General features: G+C 67.2%; 26 protein-coding genes. 5 read left to right on the top strand and 21 right to left on the bottom strand.

The features are described 5' to 3' along the window. Positions 1 to 3: 3 nt before the first annotated feature. The 7 genes from A5727_RS21105 to A5727_RS21075 form a co-directional block, all read right to left on the bottom strand. On the bottom strand, positions 4 to 705 hold the full coding sequence (locus tag A5727_RS21105) for a hypothetical protein (RefSeq protein ID WP_068254500.1): 702 nt from the start codon (positions 703 to 705) through the stop codon (positions 4 to 6). Continuing rightward, positions 702 to 1580, bottom strand: coding sequence for a vWA domain-containing protein (locus A5727_RS21100; protein ID WP_068254496.1), 879 nt, complete (start codon positions 1578 to 1580; stop codon positions 702 to 704). The genes A5727_RS21105 and A5727_RS21100 overlap by 4 nt, the downstream gene beginning before the upstream one ends. Then, complete coding sequence (locus A5727_RS21095) at positions 1577 to 2545, bottom strand: hypothetical protein (RefSeq protein ID WP_068254493.1); 969 nt, start codon at positions 2543 to 2545, stop codon at positions 1577 to 1579. The genes A5727_RS21100 and A5727_RS21095 overlap by 4 nt, the downstream gene beginning before the upstream one ends. Beyond that, positions 2536 to 3009 (bottom strand): hypothetical protein, encoded by a 474-nt coding sequence (locus A5727_RS21090; protein WP_068254490.1) that lies wholly within the window; start codon positions 3007 to 3009, stop codon positions 2536 to 2538. Before A5727_RS21090 ends, A5727_RS21095 begins: the two co-directional genes overlap by 10 nt. After that, entirely contained in the window at positions 2999 to 3871 is an 873-nt protein-coding gene (locus A5727_RS21085; RefSeq protein ID WP_068254487.1) for a DUF58 domain-containing protein, read from the bottom strand. Before A5727_RS21085 ends, A5727_RS21090 begins: the two co-directional genes overlap by 11 nt. A gap of 7 nt (positions 3872 to 3878) precedes the next feature. Then, positions 3879 to 4880, bottom strand: coding sequence for an AAA family ATPase (locus A5727_RS21080; protein ID WP_068254612.1), 1002 nt, complete (start codon positions 4878 to 4880; stop codon positions 3879 to 3881). Between the two features lie 203 nt (positions 4881 to 5083). Continuing rightward, positions 5084 to 6400: a spinster family MFS transporter gene (locus tag A5727_RS21075; protein WP_068254483.1), complete on the bottom strand. Its 1317-nt coding sequence runs from the start codon at positions 6398 to 6400 to the stop codon at positions 5084 to 5086. Between the two features lie 182 nt (positions 6401 to 6582). Here A5727_RS21075 and A5727_RS21070 point away from each other — a divergent pair, with 182 nt between their 5' ends. Continuing rightward, the gene (locus A5727_RS21070) at positions 6583 to 7488 is read left to right on the top strand and encodes an NAD(P)-dependent oxidoreductase (protein ID WP_068254480.1); all 906 of its coding nucleotides are present in this window, start codon (positions 6583 to 6585) and stop codon (positions 7486 to 7488) included. Here the strand turns inward: A5727_RS21070 and A5727_RS21065 are convergent. Together A5727_RS21065 and A5727_RS21060 are read right to left on the bottom strand one after the other, a co-directional pair. Continuing rightward, complete coding sequence (locus A5727_RS21065) at positions 7471 to 8298, bottom strand: SDR family oxidoreductase (protein WP_068254477.1); 828 nt, start codon at positions 8296 to 8298, stop codon at positions 7471 to 7473. The two genes, A5727_RS21070 and A5727_RS21065, sit on opposite strands and share 18 nt — an antisense overlap. Positions 8299 to 8365: 67 nt before the next feature. Then, a complete protein-coding gene (locus A5727_RS21060; RefSeq protein WP_068254474.1) occupies positions 8366 to 9301 on the bottom strand; it encodes an enoyl-CoA hydratase in 936 nt (311 codons plus the stop codon). A gap of 190 nt (positions 9302 to 9491) precedes the next feature. On the opposite strand from A5727_RS21060, the gene A5727_RS21055 reads away from it, so the two are divergent. The 3 genes from A5727_RS21055 to A5727_RS21050 are packed head-to-tail and all read left to right on the top strand — an operon-like array spanning position 9492 to position 11567. Next, entirely contained in the window at positions 9492 to 9884 is a 393-nt protein-coding gene (locus tag A5727_RS21055; protein WP_082949941.1) for a hypothetical protein, read from the top strand. 57 nt (positions 9885 to 9941) lie between these two features. Further along, the gene (locus A5727_RS27630) at positions 9942 to 10106 is read left to right on the top strand and encodes a hypothetical protein (protein ID WP_157521492.1); all 165 of its coding nucleotides are present in this window, start codon (positions 9942 to 9944) and stop codon (positions 10104 to 10106) included. Next, positions 10107 to 11567 (top strand): alpha,alpha-trehalose-phosphate synthase (UDP-forming), encoded by a 1461-nt coding sequence (locus tag A5727_RS21050; protein ID WP_068254468.1) that lies wholly within the window; start codon positions 10107 to 10109, stop codon positions 11565 to 11567. It abuts the gene before it with no gap. A 112-nt stretch (positions 11568 to 11679) separates the two neighbouring features. On the opposite strand, the gene A5727_RS21045 is transcribed toward A5727_RS21050, so the two are convergent. From A5727_RS21045 to A5727_RS20990, 12 genes are all read right to left on the bottom strand, one after another. Beyond that, positions 11680 to 12174: a mammalian cell entry protein gene (locus A5727_RS21045; RefSeq protein WP_068254465.1), complete on the bottom strand. Its 495-nt coding sequence runs from the start codon at positions 12172 to 12174 to the stop codon at positions 11680 to 11682. Continuing rightward, positions 12174 to 12881, bottom strand: coding sequence for an Rv1363c family protein (locus A5727_RS21040; RefSeq protein WP_068254461.1), 708 nt, complete (start codon positions 12879 to 12881; stop codon positions 12174 to 12176). Before A5727_RS21040 ends, A5727_RS21045 begins: the two co-directional genes overlap by 1 nt. After that, a complete protein-coding gene (locus tag A5727_RS21035; protein WP_068254458.1) occupies positions 12881 to 14590 on the bottom strand; it encodes an MCE family protein in 1710 nt (569 codons plus the stop codon). The genes A5727_RS21040 and A5727_RS21035 overlap by 1 nt, the downstream gene beginning before the upstream one ends. Further along, positions 14590 to 15708: an MCE family protein gene (locus A5727_RS21030; protein ID WP_157521494.1), complete on the bottom strand. Its 1119-nt coding sequence runs from the start codon at positions 15706 to 15708 to the stop codon at positions 14590 to 14592. Before A5727_RS21030 ends, A5727_RS21035 begins: the two co-directional genes overlap by 1 nt. Before the next feature lie 92 nt (positions 15709 to 15800). After that, entirely contained in the window at positions 15801 to 17225 is a 1425-nt protein-coding gene (locus A5727_RS21025) for an MCE family protein (protein ID WP_068254453.1), read from the bottom strand. Further along, positions 17222 to 18283: a virulence factor Mce family protein gene (locus A5727_RS21020; RefSeq protein ID WP_068254449.1), complete on the bottom strand. Its 1062-nt coding sequence runs from the start codon at positions 18281 to 18283 to the stop codon at positions 17222 to 17224. The genes A5727_RS21025 and A5727_RS21020 overlap by 4 nt, the downstream gene beginning before the upstream one ends. Next, complete coding sequence (locus tag A5727_RS21015) at positions 18267 to 19307, bottom strand: MCE family protein (RefSeq protein ID WP_068254445.1); 1041 nt, start codon at positions 19305 to 19307, stop codon at positions 18267 to 18269. The genes A5727_RS21020 and A5727_RS21015 overlap by 17 nt, the downstream gene beginning before the upstream one ends. Beyond that, a complete protein-coding gene (locus A5727_RS21010) occupies positions 19307 to 20506 on the bottom strand; it encodes an MCE family protein (protein ID WP_068254442.1) in 1200 nt (399 codons plus the stop codon). Before A5727_RS21010 ends, A5727_RS21015 begins: the two co-directional genes overlap by 1 nt. Positions 20507 to 20512: 6 nt before the next feature. Further along, entirely contained in the window at positions 20513 to 21367 is an 855-nt protein-coding gene (locus A5727_RS21005) for an MlaE family ABC transporter permease (protein WP_068254439.1), read from the bottom strand. Then, entirely contained in the window at positions 21364 to 22128 is a 765-nt protein-coding gene (locus A5727_RS21000; RefSeq protein ID WP_068254437.1) for an MlaE family ABC transporter permease, read from the bottom strand. The genes A5727_RS21005 and A5727_RS21000 overlap by 4 nt, the downstream gene beginning before the upstream one ends. A gap of 286 nt (positions 22129 to 22414) precedes the next feature. Further along, on the bottom strand, positions 22415 to 23341 hold the full coding sequence (locus A5727_RS20995) for a 3-oxoacyl-ACP reductase (RefSeq protein ID WP_068254434.1): 927 nt from the start codon (positions 23339 to 23341) through the stop codon (positions 22415 to 22417). Between the two features lie 12 nt (positions 23342 to 23353). Then, positions 23354 to 23545, bottom strand: coding sequence for a ferredoxin (locus tag A5727_RS20990; RefSeq protein WP_068254431.1), 192 nt, complete (start codon positions 23543 to 23545; stop codon positions 23354 to 23356). A 203-nt stretch (positions 23546 to 23748) separates the two neighbouring features. On the opposite strand from A5727_RS20990, the gene A5727_RS20985 reads away from it, so the two are divergent. After that, positions 23749 to 24773: acyl-CoA dehydrogenase family protein (locus tag A5727_RS20985; RefSeq protein WP_068254428.1), on the top strand; the 1025-nt coding region annotated here is incomplete at its 3' end.

The raw sequence follows: 24773 nt of genomic DNA, 5'->3' as shown, positions 1-24773 counted from the left end.
GCCTCAACCCGCGGCGTCTCGCAGGATCTGCCCGAGCTTGTCCAGCGGATCACCCGCCCCCGGTTCCAGGCGCAGTCGGATGTCCTCGTCGGTGCCGCCCTGCCCAGCCCCCGGCGCCGCCGCCACCGGGGGCGCCCCCACCGGCTGCGGAGGCGGAGGTGGCGGCACCGCCGCGCGGGCCGCCTCGAGTTTTGCGGTCAGGCGCGGTACCGCATCCTCGCGCACCGACTGGCGTTCGGGGTCGCTGTCGGTGTTGCCCGCGAAGCAGCCCGACGGCGCCTGCTCGACAACCTCCAACGCGCGCAGATACTGCTCGGCGGCCTCATGTCCGTCCAAGGCAGCGAACGCCCGGTCGCCGAGCGTCTCGCGGACCAGCGCCAGATTGACCCGAATCGGGCAGGACTCCTGGGCTCCCACCAGCGACAGTGCCTGCGTGAATCGGCTGTCGGCCTCTCCGAGTCGGTTGTCCAGCACGGCCGCCGCCCCCCCAGCGCTGTGTGCCTTAGCCGGTTCGATGATGTTCACCGTGCTCAACACGCCCGCCGCCGCGCGCAGTCCCGCGGCGTCCCGGTCGTCGAACGCCGAAGCCGCCCACTGGCCGGCGATCACCATCGAGACCAGTTTGATCACAACGACCACCAGCAGCGCCACGATCGGGGCTGAGCCGATCAGGAGGCGGCGTCGCACCCGCATTCTCGGGGTCATGGCAGCACCTGCCCCACCGGCATCCTGGTCCGGCGGAACTCACGCAGAACCATGAACAGTTCGGCCAGCACGAGCACCGACGCCGCTGCCGCCAGGCCCCAGTACACCTCGATGCGCTCCCCCGCCGCCGTCTGCGCGGCCTGCACCTCCTGCGCTGGGCCGGTGTCGGCAGGCAGCACCGCACCGTCGAAGCGGGGCACGAACGGCACCCCGATCTGGTCGGCGACAGCCTGCAGCGACTCCACACCGGCGGGTGAGTAACCCACCACCGCTCCGCCCGAAACCTCGCCCTCTGGAAGATCGAATTCTCTTGGTGGGTTGCCGGATTCAGATACTCCGGTACCGAGGTAGTAGACCAGGTTGCGGGCCCGCGGGTAATGCTGCGCGGCCCCGATGAGTTGGTACCGGAGCACGTTGGCTGCGGCCCCGACATCGCCGGCATCAGTTCCCGACGCGGTCATTGCGGCCACCACCGAACGAAGGCTCCAGGTGTCGGCAGACAACGGCCAGACCAACGACGGCCGGGATGTGAAGCCGATCAGGGCGAACCGGGCATCGGGGTGGCGGTCGAGGAGTTCGTCGACGTCGTCGCGGGCCGCGGGCATGTCCATTTCCGCCGATTGGTCGAGGACGATGAACACATTCGGGGTGGTCTCACCGGCCACCCGCGGTGGCGCACCATCGTCGCCGAACACCGGTCGGGCCGCGGCAAGGACCAGCAGTGCGGCGGCCGAACTGACCGCGGCCCAGCGCCACATCGCCGCTCGTGAAGGCGCGGCACGGCGCAGGCGCCGGAAGGTGATCAGCCGCGCCGTCAGCAGCGCCGCGGCGATGAGAGCCAGAATCAGCGGCGGCAACACCGGATGCAGCGTCATCGGGGCATCACCACCGGCCAGAGTGCCAGCGCCAGCAGCGCGATCAGTGCCACCGTGAGCGGCACGTCCGGCGTCTCGATCGCGCGGACGGGTCCCGCCTGCGCCTCGACCGGTGCACCCGGCGGATGACTCCGGATGTCGGCAAGGCGTTGGGGCACATCGTCGTCCGCGGGGTACGTTCGTCCCCCTGTGGCCTCCGAGATGGCGGCGACGACGGCATCGTCCCCGCTGGTCACCACGGAGTTGACCTGGATCCCGCCGCGCGAGGCCAATTCGGTGAGCTGGGCGGCGGAGAAGAGCGACGGTTGGGCGTCGGACAGTGTCCCCGGCCCGATGTAGATCAGCGATCGTCGTTGCGCACTGGGCTCGTCGAAATGCGGGAAGCCCGTCAGGCAGAGGCCGAGCAGGTCCGGCAGCGTCAGGGCGTAGTCGGCGTAGGACACCGGTCGCACGAATGCCGGCGAATCACCCTGCTGCTCGACGGGACGCCCATAGTCGGCGAACTGCGCTGCCGCGTACTGATAGTCGCGAGTCAAAGGCACCACGCGACGGTTGGCCGAGGTCAGCCCGATGCGTTCGGTGCCGAAGGTCGGGATGGCGTCGGCGAAGAACCGCAGCGCCGGTGCGGTGGCCGGATCCGTCAGCGGCGCTCCGATGCACACCATGATGTCCTCAGGTGCTGCGCTGTCCGAGTACGGCCAGAGGGTCGGCCCACCCGTGGGACGGGAGGCGGCCACGACCGCCGCGACGACGGTCATCAGCAGCAGCGCGACGGCCGCGATCGTGGCCGCGGTGCGCATGCGGACGGCACGGCGGTACTCGGGCAGGCGAGTCAACCGCTCGACATTCGCCAACGGGCGCAGCACACGCTGGGCCGCCGACCGTGGCCACAGCAGGGCGGCGGCCACGCAGACCGCCAGGGCGACCATGCCGAGGATCGCGACCAACCACCAGGTCAGTTCCATGCCCGGATCAACTCCTCGACCGCGTCGGCCGTCGCGGTGACGTCGACTGTTGACGCGGCGTTGAACTGTGCGTCATTGAGGTCGGTGAGCAGCGGTGCCGCGGAACGCACTTCACTCATCGCGATGTCGGCGACCTGCATGTACTGCACGCGGACGCCCGTGGCCTCTGTCAGGAACGCGCGCAGCTGCGCGCTGAGCGCGGCGCTCGCGGGCGCGCCGGCCAGATCGCCGGCACGGTGCCGCGCGCGAATCGTGTTCACGGCGCGCGCATACCGGCGCTTGGCCAGGGCGATCCTGGCGGATCCGACGACGGGGATGTCCCGCACGCGGCGTTGGGGTGCGGTCAGCGCGAACACCGCCGAATACCAGGCGATCACGACGGCGATCAGCACCGCGGCCAGGGCCAGCCACCACCACGAGAACGGCGCCGGACCACTGACGAACCGGAGCAGGTCATCCGGCACGGCCGTAGACCTCGGTCATCTCAGTCAGCGCCATCCTGATTCCGCGGCTTCCGCCGATCAACGCGTATGGCACGCCGTGTGCGGCAAGGAACTCCGAAAGGTGCTGCCGCCGATCCTGTTCCGCGCGCCGGTAGGCCTCCAGGACGGTGGTCCCGAGGTCTGCCCCGCTGAGGATCACACGCCCGCCGGCTACGTCGCAGCCGGCCCGCCCGTCCTCGACCGAGTCCACAGCCGGCATATCGCTGACCATCGCCCACATCACGTCGTGCAGCGTCGCCAAGGGACGCAGGACCTCGCTGAGACGAGCCCCGACATCGGGTTCACCGGACACCACGAAGATCAGCATCGGGTGCCGGTGATGTCGTGCCACCCAGTCCAACTGCTCGATCACGTCGCTGCGCGCCGGTGCCGCCGTGGTGTGCTGCGCGAACCTGTGCAGCATGCGCTCGATATGCGTCTCACCTCGTCGCAGCGGGATGTCCACGCATCCGCGGGCGTCGCCGAAGACCATGCCGATCTGATCCGAACGGCGCAGTGTGATCAGGCCCAGCGCGCCGATCACGTGGGCGGCCACGTCGCGCCGCACCTCACCTGACGGAGCCAGCCCCGCGGTGTCGCGACCCGCGTCGGCGATCACAAGGATCTTGTGGTGCTTCTCCGACACGAAACGCTTGATCAGCGTGTGTCCCGACCGGGCGGTCGCCTTCCAATCGATGTCACGAACGTCGTCGCCCGGCACGTAGGGTCGCAGATCGTCGAATTCCAGGCTTCGGGTGTGCACCAGGGCATACCGTCCCCCCTCCAGAAATCCACCGGTGTCGCGGCCGAAGTGTGCGCGTGCGGCGTCCAGATGCTTGCCCACGACGCCCTCACGGCACCCGGACCGCTTGCAGGACAGCGTCCACGACCGTATCGGGGGTGACCCGTTCGGTCGTGGCCTGGAATCCCAGGATCAGTCGATGCCGCAGCACGCGGTGCGCCAGATGTGCGATGTCCTCGGGGATCACGTGTCCTCGACCGCGCAGCACGGCGAGTGCCCGGGCGGTCCGGCAGAACGCGATGGTGGCGCGGGGACTCGCCCCGTACTCGATGAGTCGCGCCAGGTGCGACGGCAGGTGACGCTCGGGCGTCCGCGTCACGGAGACCAGACTGCTGGCGTAGCGGACCAGGTCGGTGTCCATATAGACGGAACGGGCCAGCATCTGCACCCGCCGGATGTCCGGCAGGCCCACCACCGGTCGTGCGGTGTGGTCTCTGTCGTACAGACCGGCGTCCATGCGGGCGATCACCTCCACCTCATCGTCCACCGAGGGATAGCGCACCACCTCCTTGAGCATGAACCGGTCGGTCTGCGCCTCCGAGAGCGGATATGTGCCCTCCTGGTCGACCGGGTTCTGAGTGGCGATCACCAGGAACGGCTCCGGGATGGCGTGCTCGACACCTGCCACGGTGGTCTGGCGTTCCTCCATGGCCTCGAGCATCGCGCTCTGCGTCTTGGCGCTCGACCGATTGATCTCGTCGAGCAGCACGATGTTGGCGTGCACCGGGCCGAGCACGGTCACGAACGAATTGGTCGCGGACTCATAGATCTGGGTACCGATGATGTCGCTGGGCAGCAGGTCCGGCGTGCACTGGATGCGCCGGAAACTGCCGTCGATCGACTGAGCGACCACGCGCGCCGCGGTGGTCTTGGCCAACCCGGGCACGCTTTCGAGCAGCAGGTGTCCGCCGGCCAGCAGAGCCAGCAGCATCGATTCTCTGAGGTGGTCCTGACCCACCACTCGGGCTGAGAAGGCCGAGCCCACGGCTCCGATGACCCGTTGCGCCTCGGCGAGATCGCGACGGTCCAGTTGCGAGCGTGCTGCGGTCATGAAGGCCTTCCCGTTCGAAACCAGTACCCGCGGTATACCCGCCGCCTTCGACTTCATGTGTACACGTCACGCCACAGCACATTGGCGCGCAGACCGGGATGCGCTGGTCAGGACCGCGGCGCTCTACGCGGGCCGCCCGTGTGGTGATGCCGCGAGAACACCCGGCGTCAGAAGTTGGGGTGCCGAATCAGCGAACGTCTGGGTCAGCCCGCCGACGCGGCCTGCGCCTCGCGGGTGTCCACGATCTCCTGTGCGAACCGCCGGTTCGCCCACAGATAACACCCAATGGCGATCACCTGGAACACCGGCACGAGGTACAGCGCGCGCTCCAACGCCATGCGGCCGAGTTCGGCGGTGAGGGCATCGCTGATCATGCCGGTCAGGAACGGCCCGAGTGAGCCCACGACCGCGCCGAAGAACAGGAAGATCGCCGAGGCCGTGGCCCGCTGTTCTGGACGAACCAGCCGCTGAATCGCGGCGATCGACGGGGCCATGTAGGCGGTCCCGATGACGTAGCTCAACGCGATGCACCACACCGTGACAACCGCATCGTCGACTATCAGCGCGGCCAGAGAGAACGGCACCATGGCCGCGGTCATGATCGCGACGAGCCACAGCAGCCAGCGCGGGTCACGCGCGGACAACCTGTCGGCGACCCGCCCGACGACGAGCAGCCCCAGCACTCCCGTCACGCCGCTGGCGACTCCGTACTGCCAGGCCACTTCACCCAGAGACATTCCGCGACTGCGCATCAGGAACGCGGGCGCGAACGTCGTGAGGGCGTACCCGGCAACCGAAATGCAGGCGGCTCCGGCCACCACCGCGCGATAACTGGGTTTGCTCAGCAGGTCCCACCACCGCCCCGACTCGACCCGTTCGGACGGTGACTGGGCGGGCAGCGTCTGGCGCCGCCCCAGGACCAGCAGCACCAGTGGAGCCACCGCGATGCTCAAGGCACCCATGACCACGAACGCCGTCCGCCATCCCAGCGACTGCGCCAGCAGACCACCGCCGATGAGGCTGGCCGCGCTGGCGAGCGGAATCGACAGCGTGATGACGGCCAACGGTGCCGCCCGCCTGTGCGGGGCGAAGTTTCGCGCCACATACGCGTGGGCGGCCGGGGTGCTGCCCGCCTCGCCGATGGCCACGCCGACGCGGGTCAACGCCAGTTGGAACCCTGACTGCACCCAGCCGCCGACCATCGTCATCGCACCCCACAGCGTCAGGCAGGACGAGATCACCAGGCCGAACGCTCCGCGATCGGCGACTCGCGCGATGACGATGCCGAGTATCGCGTAGACGATCAAGAACCCGAACCCGTTGATGACTCCGATTGCGGTGTCGGACAACGCAAGGTCGTTCTTGATCGGTTCGGCGAGCACCGCCGGCAGGAAACGGTCGGCGTAGTTCAGCGTCCCCACGACGGCGAGCAGGATGACGGCGGTCCACGCGCGCCGTGGGGTGTGCAGTGCCTCATGGGCGGTATCGGGCACAGCCGTGTCGTCACCAGCGGTCCGCATCGGGGTAGCTTTACAGACCACCCCGTCAGATGTCACGTTTTCGAAGTACTCACGGCGCGAACGGGATCGGCCTCTTCGCGCCAACCGGAGACGGTGAGGCCGTGGAGGTCGCGGTGTCCCGCTGTTGCAGCCGACACCGCGTTCACGTGACACCGGAACCGGATCTGGGCGAGGGTGTAGTGATGAGAATCGGATTCATCGGACTGGGCAGCATGGGCGCGGGAATCGCCGCCAATCTGGTGCGGGCGGGCCATCACGTGACTGCCTACAACCGAACCCCCGCGAAGGTGGACGCCCTGGAGAGGCAGGGCGCGCACCGTGCCGACACCGTGGCCGACGCCTGCCGCGGGGATGTCGTGTTCACGATGCTCGCCGACGACGATGCGGTGCGCGGTGTCACGTTCGGCGACATCGACCTCGCTGACGGCATTCTTGACAACCTGGCCTCGCCGGGCGTGCACATCTCGTGCAGCACCATCAGCGTCGGACTGAGCGCACAACTCGCACAGGCCCACGCGGATGCGGGCCAACGCTTCGTCGCCGCACCGGTCTTCGGCAGACCCGAGGCCGCCGCGGCCGCCAAGCTGTTCGTCGTCGCGGCGGGTGCAGCCTCGGCTGTCGCCGACGTGGAGGAACTGCTCGACACGATCGGGCAGCGCACGTTCGTCGTCGCCGACGACCCTCCCGCCGCCAACCTGATCAAGCTCAGCGGCAACTTCCTGATCGCCTCGGTGATCGAATCCCTCGGGGAGGCGATGGCGCTGGTCGGCAAGGCCGGCGTCGACGCCCATCAGTACGTGGACATCCTGACCTCCACGCTGTTCGATGCCCCGGTGTACAGGACCTATGGCGGGCTGATCGCCGGGGAGCAGTTCGAACCCGCGGGGTTCGCGGCCCCCCTGGGGTTGAAGGACATCCGGTTGGTGCTCGAGGCCGGTGAGCGCCTTTCGGTGCCGCTGCCGATCGCCGGTCTGCTGCGGGACCGGTTCCTCACGCTCATCGCGAACGGCGGCGAGCACTTGGACTGGTCGGCCATCGCGACCCTGTCGGCCAGCGATGCGGGGACCGGGTCAGACGACTCCGCGTAACCCGTCGGCGCCGAACGCGGGTTCGAGCAGACCCGAGATGTCTGGACCTCGACGCAGTCCATGCCCGCCGTCGACGTTGATGACCTGTCCGGTGACGTATTCAGCAGCATCCGAGAGCAGGAACAGCGCGACGTTCGCAATGTCGGACACCTCGCCCACGCGTGGCAGTGGGGTGCACTGCCGGTAGTCCTCCAGGGTGGCCGGAAGTTCCATGATCGGTCCGACCATCTCCGTGCGGGTCAAACCTGGCCGAATGCCGTTGACCCGGACCCACGACGGCCCCAGTTCGTCGGCCGCGAGCTTGAGCAGAGCATCCAGGGCCGACTTGGCGGGTCCGTAGGCCCCGAACCAGCGGTGGGTGTTGCTGGCCGCGATCGACGATATCCCGACGAAGGAGCCACCGCCGCCACGCACCATCTCCCGTGCCGAGTGCTTGAGGACGTACATGGTGCCGTTGACATTGAGATCGACAGTGCTTCGCCACAATTCGGAATCGATCTGCGTGATCGGGCCGATCGTGTGACTGCCACCAGCACTGTGCACGACACCATTCAGTCGGCCCGTCCAGGCCGTTGCGGCCTCGACAGCGGCGGCCACCTGGTCCTCGTTGGTCACATCGGCGGGCTGGTAGCGGACGGCTCCCGGACCCTGTCCGGTGATCTCATCGGCGGCCTCCGCCAGGCGGTCTGCGTTGCGGCCGAGAATCATCACATTGGCGCCCGCGGCGGACAGTGCTGCCGCCACACCCCTGCCGATTCCGCTGCCACCACCGGTGACCAGGTAGGTCCGATCTTCAAACGACAACTGCACACCGACTCCTCAGAAAACTGGAACACGTTCCAGTAATGCAATCATGACCCCGCCGGCAGCCGGACAGTTATGGCGTATCGCGCCGAGCGGGCTGAGTCCGCGGCGCCGTACGCCAGTCCTGCACGTCCGGCACCTGGGCGACGGGGAAACGGTTCTCGTTGTGGGCCGCCCAATGCGCATGCCCCAGTTCATGAATGTGGAACGCATGACGCAGAGCCTCAGTGAAGCCCATCGCATCGGAGGCGGCGTTGACGGAGTCCTTGATCAACAGCGTGGCCATGGTCGGCTGCGCGGCGATGCGCTTGGCGAATTCGAGGGTCTTGTCCTCCAACTCGTCGACAGGGAAGACCTTGGAGACCATGCCGAGGCGGTAAGCCTCGTCGGCGTCGATCGAATCACCGGTCATCAGAAGCTCTTTGGCCTTGCGCGGTCCGAACTCCCAAGGATGGGCGAAATACTCGACACCGGGCATGCCCAGCCGGGACGCCACGACGTCGCTGAACTTCGCATTGTCTGCGGCCACGATCAGGTCGCAGGCCCAGATCAGCATCAGCCCCGCCGAGATCGCGTTGCCCTGCACTGAGGCGATCGTGACCTTGCGCAGATCACGCCAGCGGACGGTGTTCTGGAAGTAGTAGTGCCATTCCTGCAGGTACAGCTTCTCGACCATGCCGGGCCGGGTGGCGCCGTCGATCGCGAAACTGGGGTGCATCCCGGGACCCGGCGTCCGTTCCCTCATCGCGGCATCCGACCCGAGGTCGTGGCCCGCGGAGAAGTTCTTGCCGCGCGCACCCAGGATGACCACGCGCACGTTGTCATCGGCCTCCGCGCGGCGGAAGGCGTCGTCGAGCTGCACCAGCAGCGTGCGGTTCTGCGCGTTGTGCTCGGCGGGACGGTTCAACCAGACCCGTGCGATCCGGCCGTCTTCGACAGTCTCGTAACTGACGAACTCGGGCGCGCTGGGCGCGTTGGATCCACCATCGGGCTGCTCAGGCGTGGCCATGCCATGCACTTTACAACTTCGCACTGCTACGTAAACCCCGGGCCTGTTCGAGGCCGCCACGCGGCAGTCCGAGCCGGGCGCGACCCACCAGTCGGCGCAAGCGGCGCGCGAGCGGGCGCTGCGACCATTACCATTCATTTCTGCGTGAGTCCTGTAAGTGTCCAGCTTGGAACCCATAGAAAGCGTGAGAATGCTCAACCTGAACAGTCGTACCCGGCGGGTTGTCGTCGCGGGCGGTTTCGCCCTTGCACTCTCGGCCGCACCCGCCGCCGCCATCCTGGTGCCCGGCACTCCCGCAGCAACGCCTGTTGCGGCCTGCCCCGCTGGTGAGGTCGAGGATCTCTACACCCTCCACTGCATTCCCTCGCTGTCGCCCAACGTCCGCGGTGGCCTCTACCCGACCGTGTCCCCCAACGTCACGGGGGAGCCGAACGGCCCCGGACTCGAAAGCGTGCCCTGCCCCGGCTCCGTCCCGGGTGAATGCCTGGAGCGGACGACGGGCACCCCTGGTGCAACCGCAGGCAACGAGAACCTGCACCCGGGTGCCGACACCCAGATCGGGGGCGAGGACGCCGCCCGCTGACCGGTGCGCGGCCCTCTCCCTGCTGGGAAACCACGGCGTGTCACCTATGGTTGAGTGATGCCCGCAAAAAGTGATCCTGCTGACCTCGGCGACGTCGAGCCGTTGGCTGACAGCACCGCCAGCCAGGCTCGACGCGTCGTCGCCGCGTACGCCACCGATGCCGATGAATGTCGGGTCTTCCTCTCGATGCTCGGCATTGGACCGTCAAAGCTCGAGGCGTAGGTGACAGCCGGGGACGGTGACCGCGCCCGATCCGGAGAGTCTGACTTCGTGGTGGTGGCCAACCGGCTGCCGATCGACATGGAGCGCCACCCGGACGGGAGCGTCACCTGGAAACGCAGTCCGGGTGGCCTCGTCACGGCTCTTGAGCCGCTGCTGCGCAAGCGCCGCGGCGCCTGGATCGGCTGGGCCGGCGTGGCCGAGGACGACGTCGACGTCATCGAGGACCCGATTGTCGAGGATGACCTGCGGATGCAGCCGGTGCGGCTGAGCGCGCAGGACGTCGCCGAATACTACGAGGGCTTCTCGAACGCGACGCTGTGGCCGCTCTACCACGACGTCATCGTCAAACCGGTGTACCACCGCGAATGGTGGGACCGGTATGTCGACGTCAACCGCAGGTTCGCCGAGGCCACCGCCAAGGAGGCAGCCCAGGGCGCCACCGTGTGGGTGCAGGACTACCAGCTGCAGCTGGTGCCCAAGATGCTGCGGATGCTGCGGCCCGACCTGGTCATCGGCTTCTTCCTGCACATCCCGTTCCCGCCGGTCGAACTGTTCATGCAGATGCCGTGGCGCACCGAGATCACCGAGGGTCTTCTCGGCGCGGACCTGGTCGGCTTCCATCTGCCCGGCGGTGCGGAGAACTTTCTGTTCCTGGCGCGCCGGCTGATCGGTGCCAACACCTCCCGCGCATCGGTCGGCGTGCGGTCGCGGTTCGGTGAGGTGCAGGTGGGCTTCCGCACCATCAAGGTCGGGGCCTTTCCCATCTCGATCGACTCCGACGAGCTCGACCAGAAGGCGCGCAACCGCGACATCCGTCGGCGGGCCCGCGCGATCCGTGCCGAACTGGGCAACCCCCGCAAGATCCTGCTCGGCGTGGACAGGTTGGACTACACCAAGGGCATCGACGTCCGTCTCAAAGCGTTCACCGAACTGCTTGCCGAGGGTCGCGTCAATCGCGAGGACACTGTGCTGGTCCAGCTGGCCACTCCGAGCCGGGAACGCGTCGAGGCCTACCGCGTGCTGCGCGACGACATCGAGCGGCAGGTCGGTCACCTCAACGGAGAGTTCGGTGAGGTCGGCCACCCGGTCGTGCAGTATCTGCACCGTCCAGTGCCCCGTGACGAGCTCATCGCGTTCTTCGTGGCGGCCGACGTCATGTTGGTGACCCCGTTGCGCGACGGGATGAACCTGGTGGCCAAAGAGTATGTGGCCTGCCGCAGTGACCTCGGTGGCGCGTTGGTGCTCTCAGAGTTCACCGGTGCCGCAGCCGAACTCCGACAGGCTTACCTGGTCAACCCGCACGACCTGGACGGGGTCAAGGACACCATCGAGGACGCGCTGAATCAGGACCCCGAGGAGGGCCGGCGCCGGATGCGTGCGCTGCGTCGACAGGTGCTGGTCCACGACGTGGACCGCTGGGCGAGGGCGTTCTTGGACGCCTTGGCCGGGACACGGAACTAGACCCACACCGCGGCCAAGGACGCACTCGCCCACCACCACCCCAGCGCGAGGGCGTTCTTGGACGCCTTGGCCGGGACACGGAACTAGACCCACACCGCGGCCAAGGACGCGCTCAGATGGGCTGGATGTACTGGATCAGCCACTTGCCGTCGACCTTCTGATAGTCGACGCGGAGTCGGCTGCCGTCGTAGGCGGGCTGTTTCGACTTATCGGTCACGGTGCGATTCATGAAGACCATCACCGACCCGGAATCGCGCTGCGCTTCGAGCACACCGACGCCGACGACGCGGGCCTGACTGATCACCTGGCGTTCCCGCGCCTGCGGGATGATGTCCTTGGTGGCGCGGTCGACGAACTCCCGGCGGTACTCCGGTGTCAGCAGGTTGTAGGCATCGGTGAGGCTGCGCTCAACCGTCTGGTAGTCGTATCCGAAGACCTGTGGGATCTGCTCCGCGGCAACCTTTTCCAGCTCAGCCTGAGTGGCCTGCGCACCCTTGGTCTCGACCCGGTTCCAATACAGCCAGCCGACCATGCCGCCGAGGCCCACGATCGCCGCGACGACGAGCACCGACAACGCCGTCACCGAAAGACGCGCCCACCTGTTCATCAGTTGCCCCCGTCGGGGTACTTCAGGTCGTAACCCGTCATCCGGCCGTTGTCATCTTCGTGCACGATCACGCGCAGCCGGTAGGCCTGCGACGGCTTGTTCACCCCGTCGATGTCGGTCACGGTGACCCGCACCGCGACCATCACCGAGGCGTTCTTCCGGTCCTCGTCGACGTCCTCGAGGGCGGCACCGTTGACAACCGCCTCGGATGTCGCGTTGGTGTCGCGGAAGAGCGACTTGAGGTTCTCGACGTTGTCGTTCTGGCTGATCATGTCGCGCAGCGGGCCACTGGTGCCGTCGACGAAGCGGTTGACGCTCTCTTCGATGGTGTCGGGCGTATAGGTGAACATGTTGACCACGGTCTGCGACGCGGTGTCGACGTAGCGCTGGTCCCGTTCGGCGAGCGCGTCCGCGGCCCGCTTCTGCTGGAACAGCACCCCGGCCACCCCGCCGAACGGCGGGAGCAGGACCACGGCCGCCACCGCGGCGATGATCCCGGCCACGCGGCGGTTCGGCTGCCTGCGGGGCGGCGGCGCCGCGACGTGAGGCCACGACGAGGGTGGCCCCGAAGACGACGGCGCAGCGTCCACGCGTGCGGTGACCACCGCTGCGGCACTGTCCGGGGATGCCGGTCCCGCCGCGCGCGAGGCACGGCGTCTCACCGGCTTCGGCGTCACCTCAGACGTCGAAGTCGGGGATTCGGTCATTACACCTGCCTCGGATCGAGCATCAGATCGACCCAACTCTCGGCGGGGCGGTGATTTTCCGCAGCCGAGGTCAGCACCCCTGTGCCACCACCGTTGGGATCGACGAACTTGCCGTCCTGATCATACGTGGCGTAGCTGGGCCCACTGGCCTGCGGCGCTGGGGCCTCGGCGGGCAGCGGTCCGTCGGCCGGCGGTGCGGTCTCCGCGGGCGGCGCCGCCGGGGGCGGCGGAGCGTCCGCGGGTTGGCGCGCGTACGGCGGCACGATCTGGTCCTGGGGCGCGAAGAACGGCCACGGCGGAGGAGCGCCGTTGTCGTTCGGCGGCACCGGCAGCGGGAACGGCGCATGCGGCGCCGGACCGGGACCTGGCGGCACCCCCGGCGGCAACTGCACCACGGGCGGACCCGGGTCGTAGTCGGCGGCCGGCGGGATGTTCGGGAACTTGTTCGGCGGCGTGATGTTGCGCCCGTCCTCGACCGGTGTCCCGTACGGGATCGGCGGACCGCGCCACGGGTTGCTGCCGATCGGGACGAACCCCTTCGGATCGCGGCACAGCTGAACGGTCGGCGCCCGCTTGCCCGGAACCTCCATGCACGGATAGTTGCGCGCGCCGCGGACCACCGTGGGGTCGTTCTGCGCGGTCTTGCAGTACAGATCGTTGGGCAGTTCGCGGACCGTCTCGTCAGCCGGCGAACGGATCGTCGTTGCGGGCAGGAACCCGACCTGACACGGCGGCGGATCGCCGAGGTCGATCTTGAAGTCCAGCTTGCCACCCTCGTCCGCCGGCACACCGCCGGCGACGGTGATCAGCGCCGCGATCAACGCCGGGAAGATCACCAGCGCCTGCTCAATCGACTTGTGGTAGATCACCCCGACGCGGCCGAGGTTGGCCAGGTTGGCGGCCAGCATCGGGAAGTCCGGCCGAATGCCGCTGAACGCCGTGTTGGCCGCGTCCGTGGCACCCGGCGCGGTGGCCAGCACACTGCGGAACTGCGGGTCGGCGTTGTTGAACTGGGTCGTGACCTGCGCGAGGCCGTCGGCCAGCGACTTGATGTCGTCGCCGGCGCGAATCTGGGCCTGCAGGAACGGGCCGGCCTGGTCGATCAACGCTGTGGTCTGCCCGGCGCTGGCGTTGGCCTCATCGATCAGCAGTCGGGTCGACTGGATCATGCGGGCCAGTTCCGGACCGGAGCCGTTGAAGGCCTTGAACGCCTCGCGCAGGACATCCTGCAGTCTGCTGTTGCTGACGCTGTCGACCAGCGCGTTGGCCTGCCGCAGCAGGCTTGAGATGTCCTGACCCACCGCGGTGCGGTCCTGACCGATCGTGGCGCCGTTGCGCAGTTTGTCGGTCGAGGCGTCCGTACCCTCCGGCGGCACCAGGTCGATGTACTGCTCACCGACGGCGGAGACACTCTTGACCGTCGCCGTGACGTTGTCGGGGACCGGGGTGTTGCTGTTGAGTCGCATCGACGCCAGGACGCCGTCATCGGTCAGCCCCACGGACTCGACTCGCCCGATCGTCACGCCCCGATAGGTGACGTTGGCGTTCTCGTAGATGCCGCCGCCTGCAGCGAAGTTGGCCGCCACCTTGTAGGAGCCGATACCCACTTTGGCCGGCAGGTGCAGGTAGAACACCGCGATGGCGGTCACCGTGAGCACCGTGACGATCGAGAAGATCAGCAGCTGGATCCGGGAAAGACGATCAAGCATCAGCGCGGTCCCTTCTCACCCGGAACATCACCCGCGGGAATCTTGAATGGATCAGCGGCCTGCCCCGAGAGGTTGGCCATCTGCCCGGTCAGGAAGTCGGGCGGATTGAGGACCTCGCTCATGTGCTTCATGTTCGGATCGAGCCCCGAGGTGGTGAAGACCGACTCACCCAGTCGCCGCAGCGTCAGGTCGAAGGTTGCGTACACGTTCAGGTAGTCGCCGCGGACCGCGTTGCGCAGGTACCGACGGTCGAAGGGGAAGGTCGGGATGAACGTCAGACCCGTGATGAGGTTGTCGGCGTTCTCGGCGAACGACCGGATCACCGGGTACAGGTCCTTGAAGTCCGCGGCGAAATCGTCCTTGGTCTTGGACAGCACGTTGGCGGCGACGGTTCCCACCCGCCCCAGGGCGGTCAGGGCATCGACGATGTTGGCGCGGTTGCGGTTGAGCACCTCGAGCGCCTCGGGCAGCGTCTCGAGCGTGCGCCCCAGGCTGTCCCGGCTGTTGGCCAGCGTCGACGAGAGCCGGTTCAGGCCGTCCAGCGCCGCGACGATGTCGTTGGTCTGCATGCGCAGCGAGTTGGTCAGCTCGGCCAGTTTGGGCAGCAGCCCGGCGAAACTGCCTGCCCGGCCGGCCACCGCCGCGTAGGCCTCATTGGTGATGTCCTGCAGCGCACCGAGATTGCCCTTGTTGACCACGAAGCCCAGGGACGACAGCACCTCTTCGGTGGTCGGGTAGCGGCCGGCCCGGCTCTCCGGAATGTTGGCACCGTCGACCAGCCTGCCCTCGCCGGGTTCTCCGACCGGCGCAGCGAGTTCGATGTGCTGCGAACCCAACAACGACGTCTGCGCCACCCGCGCGGTGGCGTTGGCGGGGAGTTCGACGTTGGAGTCGACCGAGAGTTTCACCGCGGCGAAGAACGTTCCATCGGCGCGCTGGACCGCCTCGATGCCCGAGACGCTGCCGACCGTGACGTCATCGACGAGCACCGGCGAGTTCTGCGGCAGGGTCGCGACGTCGGGGAGCTCCACGGTGACTGAATACGACCCCGGTCCATGCCCTTTGGTGCCGGGCATGTTGACCGAGTTCAGTCCGCCGAACGAGCAGCCCGCCAGCATCGTCGCGCTGACACCCAGCACGACGGCTCGGTGTCCACCCGCGCGCCACGCGATCACGTTCCCCGCCTTCGTTCCTCGTCCTCCGGTGACCATCAGCCACCACCTCCCGATGCTGCCGCCGGCGCCGGTGGCGCCTCGGGTGCGGGACCCGGTGCGGGCCCGCTGCCGACGATGAACGGCGGTCCGGGCGAGATCTGGCCCGGATCGGCTGCCGGGGGCAGCACCATGTCGCCGAGGGTCGCGCCCGGCGGGATCACCGGAGGCGTGACACCTGGGGCGGGCTGCCACTGCAGGTAGGGCACCGGGGTCTGGGCCTTCGCCTCAGTCTCCGGGGTGTCGTAGATGATCTGTCCCTTGTAGGCCGTGATGCTGTTGATCGGATGGAACAGCAGCGGCGGGAAGTTCATCGTGATCCGACGCAGCACCGGCCCCATCCGCTGCTTGCAGATCTCGGCACGCTTGATGTTGTCGCCGTTGGCGGTGGTGCCGGTGTCGAACGTGCCACCACAGATGAACTGCACCGGGTTGGCGAAGTTCGGCAGTGACAGCACGCCGCCGACCGTGCCCTGCGCGGGGTTGTAGATGTTGTAGAAGTTCGCCAGGCCGTTGGGCGTGACGTGCAGGATCTGTTCGAGATCGTCGCTCTGGTTGGAGATCAGGGACGTCAGCTGCGTCAACTTGTTGACCGACCCGATCAGAGTGTCGTTGTTCTCGTCGAGGAACCCACGCACATCGGTCAGCGCCTGGTTCAGGGTGCCCAAAGTGGCGTCCAGGCCGGAGGTGCTCTCGGCGAGCACCTGGGAGACCGACGCGACGTGGTTCGAGAACTGCACGATCTGTTCGTTGCTCTGCGACAGCGCGTTCACCAGAAGCTGCAGGTTCTTGACCGTCCCGAACAGGTCGGTGCGCGAGTCACCGAGTCGCCCTGCCGTCTGGGACAACTCGCGCAGCACGTTGCGGAAGGAGTCGCCGTTGCCGTCGAACGTGGTGGCGGCCTGGTCGACGAACTCGGTCAGCGGTCCCTGCAGGCTGCCCTGCTCGGGTCCCAGGGTCTCCGACAGCTTCGAGAGTTCGGTCTTGACCTCGTCCCATTCGACCGGCACACCGGTGCGGTCCAGGCCGATGACCGCGCCGTCGGCGAGCACCTGGGCGTTCGAGCCGGGCTCGTACGCCGGTGTGAGCTGAATGAAGCGCGCCGCCACCAGGTTCGGCGACACGACGATGGCCTGAGCGTCGGCGGGCACCATGACGTCGTCGGAGACCGACATCGTGATCTTGACGTCGGAGACCCGCGGTTCGATCGAGTCGATGGTGCCCACGGGGACACCGACGACGCGCACCTCGTCGCCGGGGTAGAGGCCCACGGCGGACGAGAAGTACCCGATGACCTTGTAGGTGGACCGGCCCGGCCAGAGCACGTACAGGCCCACCGCCAGCGCGGCCACCAATGCGACGACGGTCGCGATCAGCAGGCCGCGGTTGCGGTACCAGGGTGTTGCGGTCTGGGTATCGGTCATGGTGACTTCGGCCTCAGGATGAGACGTTCGGCGATGAGGCCCTTCAGGTAGTCGGAGAGGCTGTCAGGAAGCTTGCCGGGCTGGAAGTAGGTGTCCAGCAGGACTTCTGAGATCGTGGCGGGCGGAAGGCCGTACAGGTTGATCTGGAAGCCGGGTGCCGAGCCGACCACCTCACCGAGTGCGGTGGCATAACCGGGCAGGCGTTTGAGCGCCTGGCTGATCTGCTCGCGGCGACTGTTGAGGTTGTCCAGCACCAGGTTCAGCTTGGTCAGCGCCGGTCCGAACTCCTTGCGGTTGTCGGCCACGAATCCCGAGATCTGCTGGGACACGTCGTCGATTCCGGCGATCAGCGAGGACAGCGCGGCGCGCCGTTCGTCAAGCGCGGCGAAGAGCTGGTTTCCGTCGACGATCAGCTGGTTGACCTGCTTGGCACGCTGTCCAAGCGTGTTCGTGAGGGACCTGCTGTGCGCCAGCAGTTCACCGAGGGCCTCGTCGCGCGTGTTGATGCTGCGCGACAGGTCGGCGATGCCGTCGAGGGCACCCCGCAACTGCGGTGTCGCATCGCGCAACGTGTCGGTCAGCGTGCGCAGTGCCTGTTCCAGCTGGGGCTTGTCGAGCGCGGCGGTGTTGGCACCGAGATCCTGCAGAGCCGCGTTGAGCGTGTACGGGGTGGTGGTGCGCCCCAACGGGATCGTGGTCGACTCGCCGCCGCCGGCGGGTTTCACGTCGAGCGACTTCTGCCCGAGCACCGTGTCGGTCTTGATGGCGACGAGCGTCTGGTCCCCGACCTGGATTCCGCGGTCGACGGTGAAGCTCACCTTGGCGGCGTTGCCCGCCAGGCCGATCGATTCGACATGACCGACCTTGATGCCGGAGATGTTGACGTCATTACCCGGCGAGATGCCGCCGGCGTCGGTGAAGTACGCCTCGTAGGTCTTGCCCTGAGGCCAGAACGGCAACTTGGTGTAGCCGAACGACACGAGGACGAGGCACACGACCACCGCGATGCCGAAGACACCGGTCCGGACGGGATTGGACCCGTCAGTTGTCCTTGGCAGGAGAGCACCTCCCCTGAGACGGGTCCGGCGGTCCGCCGAACGGGATCAGGATGTCACTGCCCGCAGGTCCGTTGATCTTCAGCCGGACCGAGCAGTAATAGATGTTGAAGAACGAACCGTAGGCGCCAAGGGCGTTGAGCCGCAGGTAGTTCTCGGCCAACGGATCGAGCGTGTCGTTGACGTCCTGCTTGCGCTCGTCGAGCTTCGACATCAGCGGCCGCAGGTTCTCGATGACGCCCTGGACCGGTCGGCGGCCCTTGGCGAGCATGTCAGTCAGATCCGCCTCGGCCGCGGCCAGTGGCGGGATGGCGTTGGCGATCGGGTCCGCGTTCTGCGCGAGCCCGGTGATCAGCTGCTGGAGCTGGTCGACGCTCTTGTCGAACTGGGCACCCTTGTCGTCGACCGACTTGAGCACGACGTTGAGGTTGCTGATGACGTCACCGATCAGCTGGTCACGCGCTGCGAGGTCGGTGGTGAACGCGCTTGTGCTCGACAATGTCTCGGCGAGCGCACCACCCTGTCCCTGAAGCAGCTCGATGACCGCGTTGCTGACCTCGTTGACCTTGTTGCCGTCGAGACCCTTGAGCACCGGGCGCAGTCCGCCCAGCAGCGCGTCGAGGTCCAGGGCGGGCTCGGTGTTGTCCAGACCGATCGTGCCGCCTGCTGGCAGCTTCCGCAGTTCGCCTTGGCCGGAGGTGATTTCGAGGTACCGGTCCCCCACCAGGTTCTCGTAGCGGATCAGCGCCCGAGTCGAGGTGTACATCTGGTACTTCTTGTTCACGTCGAACGTGACGTCGACGGTGTTGTCCTTGGCGAGCTTGACGGACTTGACCGTCCCCACCGGAACACCGGCGATGCGCACGTCCTGACCGCTCTTGAGCCGGGAGGCGTTCTCAAAGATCGCGTGATAGGTGTTGCCCGCCGCGAACCGGAACTCGCCGAACACCACCACCAGGCCGGCGGCCACCAACAGCATGACCGTGGTGAACACGCCGACCTTGACCAGGTTTCCGTTCTCGCCCATCAGAAGTCATCCCGCTCTGCGAAGGCACCGTTGAACAGGAACTGCAGCGTCGACGGTGCGTCGAACTGCAACTCGGTGTTGGGCTGGAACGGCACGTAGGCGTTGTCGGTCACCAGGAACGGTGAGCGGTACCAGGAGCCACCAAACTGCTTGCTCGGAATGTCCGGCAGGCCACGGCAGTTGGGGCCACCCGTGGCGTTCACGATCGGCAGGCTCTCCGGGTAGGTGTACGCGGGCGAGCCGGGCAGGAAGTTCGACGACACGAACAGGCCCGGCCGGGTGCCGCCGATGATCGGTCCGAATTTGGCGGCGGCGTCCACCATGGCCTCCAGCAGGCAGCCGAACACCGGTGAGTAGTCGCCCAGCACCTTGGCCGGCGCACGTGCCCTCTGGATCGCCGCGATGTAGTCCTCAGCGGCCGGCGCAAGCGTGTCGTAGGCGTTGTTGGCCAGCCCCGTCGCCGCGAGCAGGGTGGCGTTCAGGTTCTCCTGCTCGTCGACGATGGTCTGGCTCAGCGCGGGTGCGTTGTCGAAGATCCGGGCCAGGTCCGGCGCGGCGTCGGCATAGATGTTGGCCACGACACCGGCCTGCTGGATGTCGGACTGCAGCGTCGACAGCTTGGGGTTGATCTGGTCCAGGTAGCCGTTCAGCCCAGCCAGCGCCGCACCGAAGTTGTCGCCGTTGCCGCGCAGACCGTCACCGAGCGCGGTCAGCGTGGCGTTGAGGTGGACCGGGTCGATCTTGTGAAGCACATCGGTCAGCGTCTGGAACAACGTGTTGACCTCGAGCTGCACGCTGGCGTCGCCGATCGTCGCGCCGGGTTCCATCCGGCCCTCGGGCTCGGCGGGCGTGAGGAATTCGACCGACTTGGCACCGAACACCGTATTGCCCGCGATCTGCACGTCCGCGTTGGCCGGGATATGACGCAGTTGGCTGCTCTCGACGGCCAGGGTCAACTTGGCCCGATCGCCCTCGTACTCGATCTTCTTGACCTTGCCGACCTGGATGCCGCGGTATTTCACCTTGGCGTCCTGCTCCATGACCAGGCCCGCGCGGGGCGAGATCACGGTGATCGCATCGGTCGAGGTGAATGCGGCGGTGTAGCCGAGGTAGGTGAACACCGTCGCCGCCGCGATGATCGCGCCGAGGATGGCCGCGGCCACCCGCACATGCGTGCGTCTTGCTTCGCCTTCTGCCATGTCCCGCTACCCGGAGAGGTTGAAGTTGCCGGACCCGCCGTAGACGGCGAGTGAGATGAACAGCGTGATCACGACGACCACGATCAGCGAGGTGCGCACCGCATTGCCGACCGCGATGCCCACGCCGACCGGACCGCCGGAGGCGTTGTAGCCGTAGTAGGTGTGCACGAGCATGACCGCGATCGACATCACGATCGCCTGTAGGAACGACCACAACAGGTCACTGGGCACCAGGAAGGTGTTGAAGTAATGGTCGTAGAGGCCCGCGGACTGACCGTTGATGAACACCGTGGTGAACCGCGCCGCGAAGAACGCCGCCAACACCGACAGTGAGTACAGCGGGATGATCGCGATCAGACCCGCCATCAGGCGCGTGGACACCAGGTAGGACACCGAGTGCACGGCCATCGACTCGACGGCATCGATCTCCTCGGCGACACGCATGGCGCCCAACTGGGCCGTGGTTCCGGCGCCGATCGTGGCGGCCAGGGCGATGCCGGCGACGATCGGTGCGACGACGCGGACGTTGAGGAAGGCCGAGAGGAACCCGGTCAGGGCCTCGATGCCGATGTTGCCGAGTGAGGAGTAGCCCTGCACCGCGATGACGCCGCCGGAGGCCAACGTCAAAAACGCCGCGACGCCCACGGTGCCGCCGATGATCGCGAGTGCGCCGGTGCCCATCGTCATCTCGGCGATGAGTCGGACGGTCTCCCGCCGGTACTTCCTGAGCGCGTTCGGGATGTAGCGCATCGATTCGCCGTAGAACAGCGCCTGCTCACCGAACCCGTCGACGATCCGGGGAAGGCCCGCGACGAAGCGCCGCAGGCGCAGTGTGGCGTCGTAACTGCTGAAGCCGCTCATCGTTCCAGGACCCTAACGCCGATCGCGGTCATGATGACGTTGATGACGAACAGGCAGATGAAGGCGTAGACCACGGTCTCGTTGACCGCCACGCCGACACCCTTGGGGCCGCCCTGCACGGTCAGGCCGCGGTAGCAGCCGACCAGTCCGGCGACCACGCCGAACAGCAGGGCCTTGACCTCAGCGAGGAGAAGTTCCGGCAGGCCGGTGAGCACGGTCAGCCCGTTGATGAACGCACCCGGGTTGACCCCCTGCAGGAAGACCGAGAACACGTAGCCGCCGGCGATGCCGATCGCGCACACCAGACCGTTGAGGAGCAGCGCGACGAACGTCGAAGCGAGCACCCTGGGCACGACGAGGCGCTGGATGGGATCGATTCCGAGCACGCGCATCGCGTCGATCTCTTCACGGATGGTGCGGGCGCCGAGGTCGGCGCAGATGGCCGTCGCACCGGCACCGGCCACCACGAGCACGGTGACCACGGGGCCCAGCTGGGTGACGGTGCCGAACGCGGTGCCCGCACCTGACAGGTCGGCGGCGCCAATCTCACGCAGAAGGATGTTCAGCGTGAATGCGACAAGCACGGTGAACGGAATCGAGACCAGCAGCGTCGGAATCAGGGAGACGCGCGCGATCATCCAGGTCTGGTCCAGGAACTCCCGGAACTGGAAGGGCCGCGCGAACATCGCCCGGAAGGTGTCGATCGACATCTCGAAGAAGCCGCCCACGGCCCGAGCCGGAACCGCAAGCTGTTCGATCAACCTCGGTTCCCTTCTCGTCCGGCGAAGTTCACATGTCTGGGCTCTCGCCACGGGATTGTTGGCTTGGCGAAGTGTTTGCCACCTGCTGTCCGCGGTGGTTCCCTCACCCGATTCGGCCTCCGAACCCGTGAGATCGCCATATTAAACTAGAACACGTTCGCAGTGTCAAAGATCGCACAGATGAGACATGAATGATATATCTGTCCAGGTCAAGGCCTATGTGACGTAGATCATCTTAGAACGTGTTCTAGTCTCGGCGGGCATCCGCGGCTCTCTTAAGCAGCCGTCAATCGTCCAGAAGGCCGACGGCGGAAAACATCCGCGCCGGGTCCCGGTCGGCAAAGTAGGAGCCCACAGCCGAACTCAGCGCGGCGGGATCCCAGGCACCGCCCTCGGCGTCGAACCGCTCCTCGAGGACCGGCGGCGCCACCAGGGCCACCGAGGGCCCATAGACGATGAACACCTGACCGTTGACGGTCTCGGCCGCCGGAGAGGCCAGGAAGTGCACCAACGTCACGACGTGCTCGGGTGAGAGGCTGTCGACCTCGCCGTCGGCCAGTTCCGGTGCCGATCCGAACGTCTCTGCGGTCATGGGCGTGCGGGCCCGGGGGCAGATCGCATTCGCCCGCACGCCGTAGCGGGCGAGGCCGCGGGCGGCGGACACGGTGAGGGCCGTGATGCCGGCCTTGGCGGCGCCGTAGTTGGCCTGCCCGGGCGGGCCGCCCAGTCCGGCCTCGGACGACGTGTTGACCAGGCGGCCGTAAACCGTTCCGTCGCCCTCTTTGGCCTTGTCCCGCCAGTAGGTCGCGGCATTGCGCGTCAGCAGGAAGTGGCCCCGCAGATGCACCGCGATGACAGCGTCGAAGTCCTCGTCGGACATGTTGAACAGCATCCGGTCCCGGGTGATGCCCGCGTTGTTCACGACGATGTGCAGACCACCGAGCCCGTCGGCGGTGGTGACCAGTTCGTCGGCCGTCGAGCGCGCACTGATGTCACCGGCGACGGTGACCGCCTTGCCGCCGGCAGCCGTGATCTCGTCGATCACATCGGAGGCGTCGAGCGCCTTGGCGATGTCGTTGACCACCACGGTGGCGCCCGCGCGGGCCAGGCCGACGGCCTCAGCCCGGCCGAGTCCGGCCGCGGCGCCGGTGACGACCGCGACCTTCCCCGACAGATCGAGGGCGTCCTGATCCTGCGTTACGTTCGTTGTCACTTATGAATACCTCTAGTCTCGGCGGTTCAGGGCGGCCCGGGGGCATTCGGCGATCGCCTGCTCGGCCCGCTCCTCCTGATCGGCCGGGACGACATCGACCTTCAACACGGCGTAGTCGTCGTCGTTGAGGTCGAACAGGTCCGGCGCGATTCCCACGCATACTGCGTTGCCTTCACAGCGATCGAGATCCACTTCGATTCGCATGAGCACTCTCCTCCCGCACTTCACGGCGCCGACGGAGCAACCGCCGGCAGGGCTGGCGAACAGAATAGGACGTCTGCCGCTAACGGCCAGTGTTGCACCGTTCTGGACCCCAAGACTAGAACGTGTTACAACGAGGTTGGTGCATGGGGCGAGCAGAGTCCCGCACAGATCGCAGAACAGCACCGGAGAAGCGAGGACGTTCGATGCGGATCGGCTACACCCCAGAGCAGGAGGAGCTGCGCCGCGAGCTGCGCGCCTACTTCACCAAGCTCATGACTCCGGAGCGAGCCGAAGCGCTTGCCTCCAACGACGGCGAGGTCGGCCGCGGCAACGTCTACCGCGAGACCGTCGCCCAGATGGGCAAGGACGGCTGGCTGACCCTGTCCTGGCCCAAGGAGTTCGGCGGGCAGGCCCGTCCCCCGATGGACGGACTGATCTTCAACGACGAGGCCGCGATCGCCAACGTGCCGGTGCCTTTCCTGACCATCAACAGCGTCGCGCCCACGATCATGGCGTTCGGCACCGACGAACAGAAGAAGTTCTTCCTGCCCAAGATCGCCGCGGGTGATCTGCACTTCTCCATCGGGTACTCGGAGCCCGGCGCGGGCACCGACCTGGCGGCGCTGCGCACGACCGCCGTCCGCGATGGCGACGACTACGTCATCAACGGCCAGAAGATGTGGACCAGCCTGATCGCCTACGCCGACTACGTGTGGCTGGCCGTCCGCACCAACCCCGAAGCCAAGAAGCACCGCGGCATCTCGATGCTCATCGTGCCGACCACCGCGGAGGGCTTCTCCTGGACGCCCGTGCACACCATGTCCGGCGTCGACACCAGCGCCACCTACTACCAGGACGTGCGCGTGCCCGTGACCAACCTCGTGGGCGAGGAGAACGCGGGCTGGAAGCTCGTCACCAACCAGTTGAACCACGAGCGCGTCGCCCTGGTGTCCGCGCAGCCGATCTTCGTCGCGCTCGACGGCGTCAGGGAGTGGGCGCAGAACACCAAGGACGCACACGGCAACCGGCTCATCGACTCCGAGTGGGTGCAGCTGAACCTGGCCCGCGTGCACGCCAAGGCCGAAGTGCTCAAGCTGATCAACTGGGAACTCGCGTCGTCTGAGCACGCCGCTCCCTCCCCGGGCCCCCCGGCGGCCGCCAAGGTGTTCGGCGACCCACAACCACACCACGCCTACCCCCCCCGCAAGTACGTGCTGGGGACCCCCCC

Origin of the sequence: Mycobacterium sp. ACS4331 (assembly GCF_001667265.1) — a bacterium.
Classification (GTDB): Bacteria; Actinomycetota; Actinomycetes; order Mycobacteriales; family Mycobacteriaceae; genus Mycobacterium.
The sequence above is the reverse complement of the archived record's forward strand: the minus strand, read 5'-3'. Positions and strand labels throughout refer to the sequence as shown.

Bases quoted from the DNA above. Each gene is read 5' to 3' on its own strand.
- A5727_RS21035 (WP_068254458.1), bottom strand. From the start codon at position 14,590: ATGCTTGATCGTCTTTCCCGGATCCAGCTGCTGATCTTCTCGATCGTC.
- A5727_RS21070 (WP_068254480.1), top strand. From the start codon at position 6,583: ATGAGAATCGGATTCATCGGACTGGGCAGCATGGGCGCGGGAATCGCC.
- A5727_RS21030 (WP_157521494.1), bottom strand. From the start codon at position 15,708: ATGCTGGCGGGCTGCTCGTTCGGCGGACTGAACTCGGTCAACATGCCC.
- A5727_RS21055 (WP_082949941.1), top strand. From the start codon at position 9,492: ATGCTCAACCTGAACAGTCGTACCCGGCGGGTTGTCGTCGCGGGCGGT.
- A5727_RS21060 (WP_068254474.1), bottom strand. From the start codon at position 9,301: ATGGCCACGCCTGAGCAGCCCGATGGTGGATCCAACGCGCCCAGCGCG.
- A5727_RS21100 (WP_068254496.1), bottom strand. From the start codon at position 1,580: ATGACGCTGCATCCGGTGTTGCCGCCGCTGATTCTGGCTCTCATCGCC.
- A5727_RS21040 (WP_068254461.1), bottom strand. From the start codon at position 12,881: ATGACCGAATCCCCGACTTCGACGTCTGAGGTGACGCCGAAGCCGGTG.
- A5727_RS20990 (WP_068254431.1), bottom strand. From the start codon at position 23,545: ATGCGAATCGAAGTGGATCTCGATCGCTGTGAAGGCAACGCAGTATGC.
- A5727_RS21080 (WP_068254612.1), bottom strand. From the start codon at position 4,880: ATGACCGCAGCACGCTCGCAACTGGACCGTCGCGATCTCGCCGAGGCG.
- A5727_RS21105 (WP_068254500.1), bottom strand. From the start codon at position 705: ATGACCCCGAGAATGCGGGTGCGACGCCGCCTCCTGATCGGCTCAGCC.
- A5727_RS27630 (WP_157521492.1), top strand. From the start codon at position 9,942: ATGCCCGCAAAAAGTGATCCTGCTGACCTCGGCGACGTCGAGCCGTTG.
- A5727_RS21095 (WP_068254493.1), bottom strand. From the start codon at position 2,545: ATGGAACTGACCTGGTGGTTGGTCGCGATCCTCGGCATGGTCGCCCTG.
- A5727_RS21005 (WP_068254439.1), bottom strand. From the start codon at position 21,367: ATGAGCGGCTTCAGCAGTTACGACGCCACACTGCGCCTGCGGCGCTTC.
- A5727_RS21045 (WP_068254465.1), bottom strand. From the start codon at position 12,174: ATGAACAGGTGGGCGCGTCTTTCGGTGACGGCGTTGTCGGTGCTCGTC.
- A5727_RS21075 (WP_068254483.1), bottom strand. From the start codon at position 6,400: ATGCGGACCGCTGGTGACGACACGGCTGTGCCCGATACCGCCCATGAG.
- A5727_RS21015 (WP_068254445.1), bottom strand. From the start codon at position 19,307: ATGGGCGAGAACGGAAACCTGGTCAAGGTCGGCGTGTTCACCACGGTC.
- A5727_RS21025 (WP_068254453.1), bottom strand. From the start codon at position 17,225: ATGACCGATACCCAGACCGCAACACCCTGGTACCGCAACCGCGGCCTG.
- A5727_RS21010 (WP_068254442.1), bottom strand. From the start codon at position 20,506: ATGGCAGAAGGCGAAGCAAGACGCACGCATGTGCGGGTGGCCGCGGCC.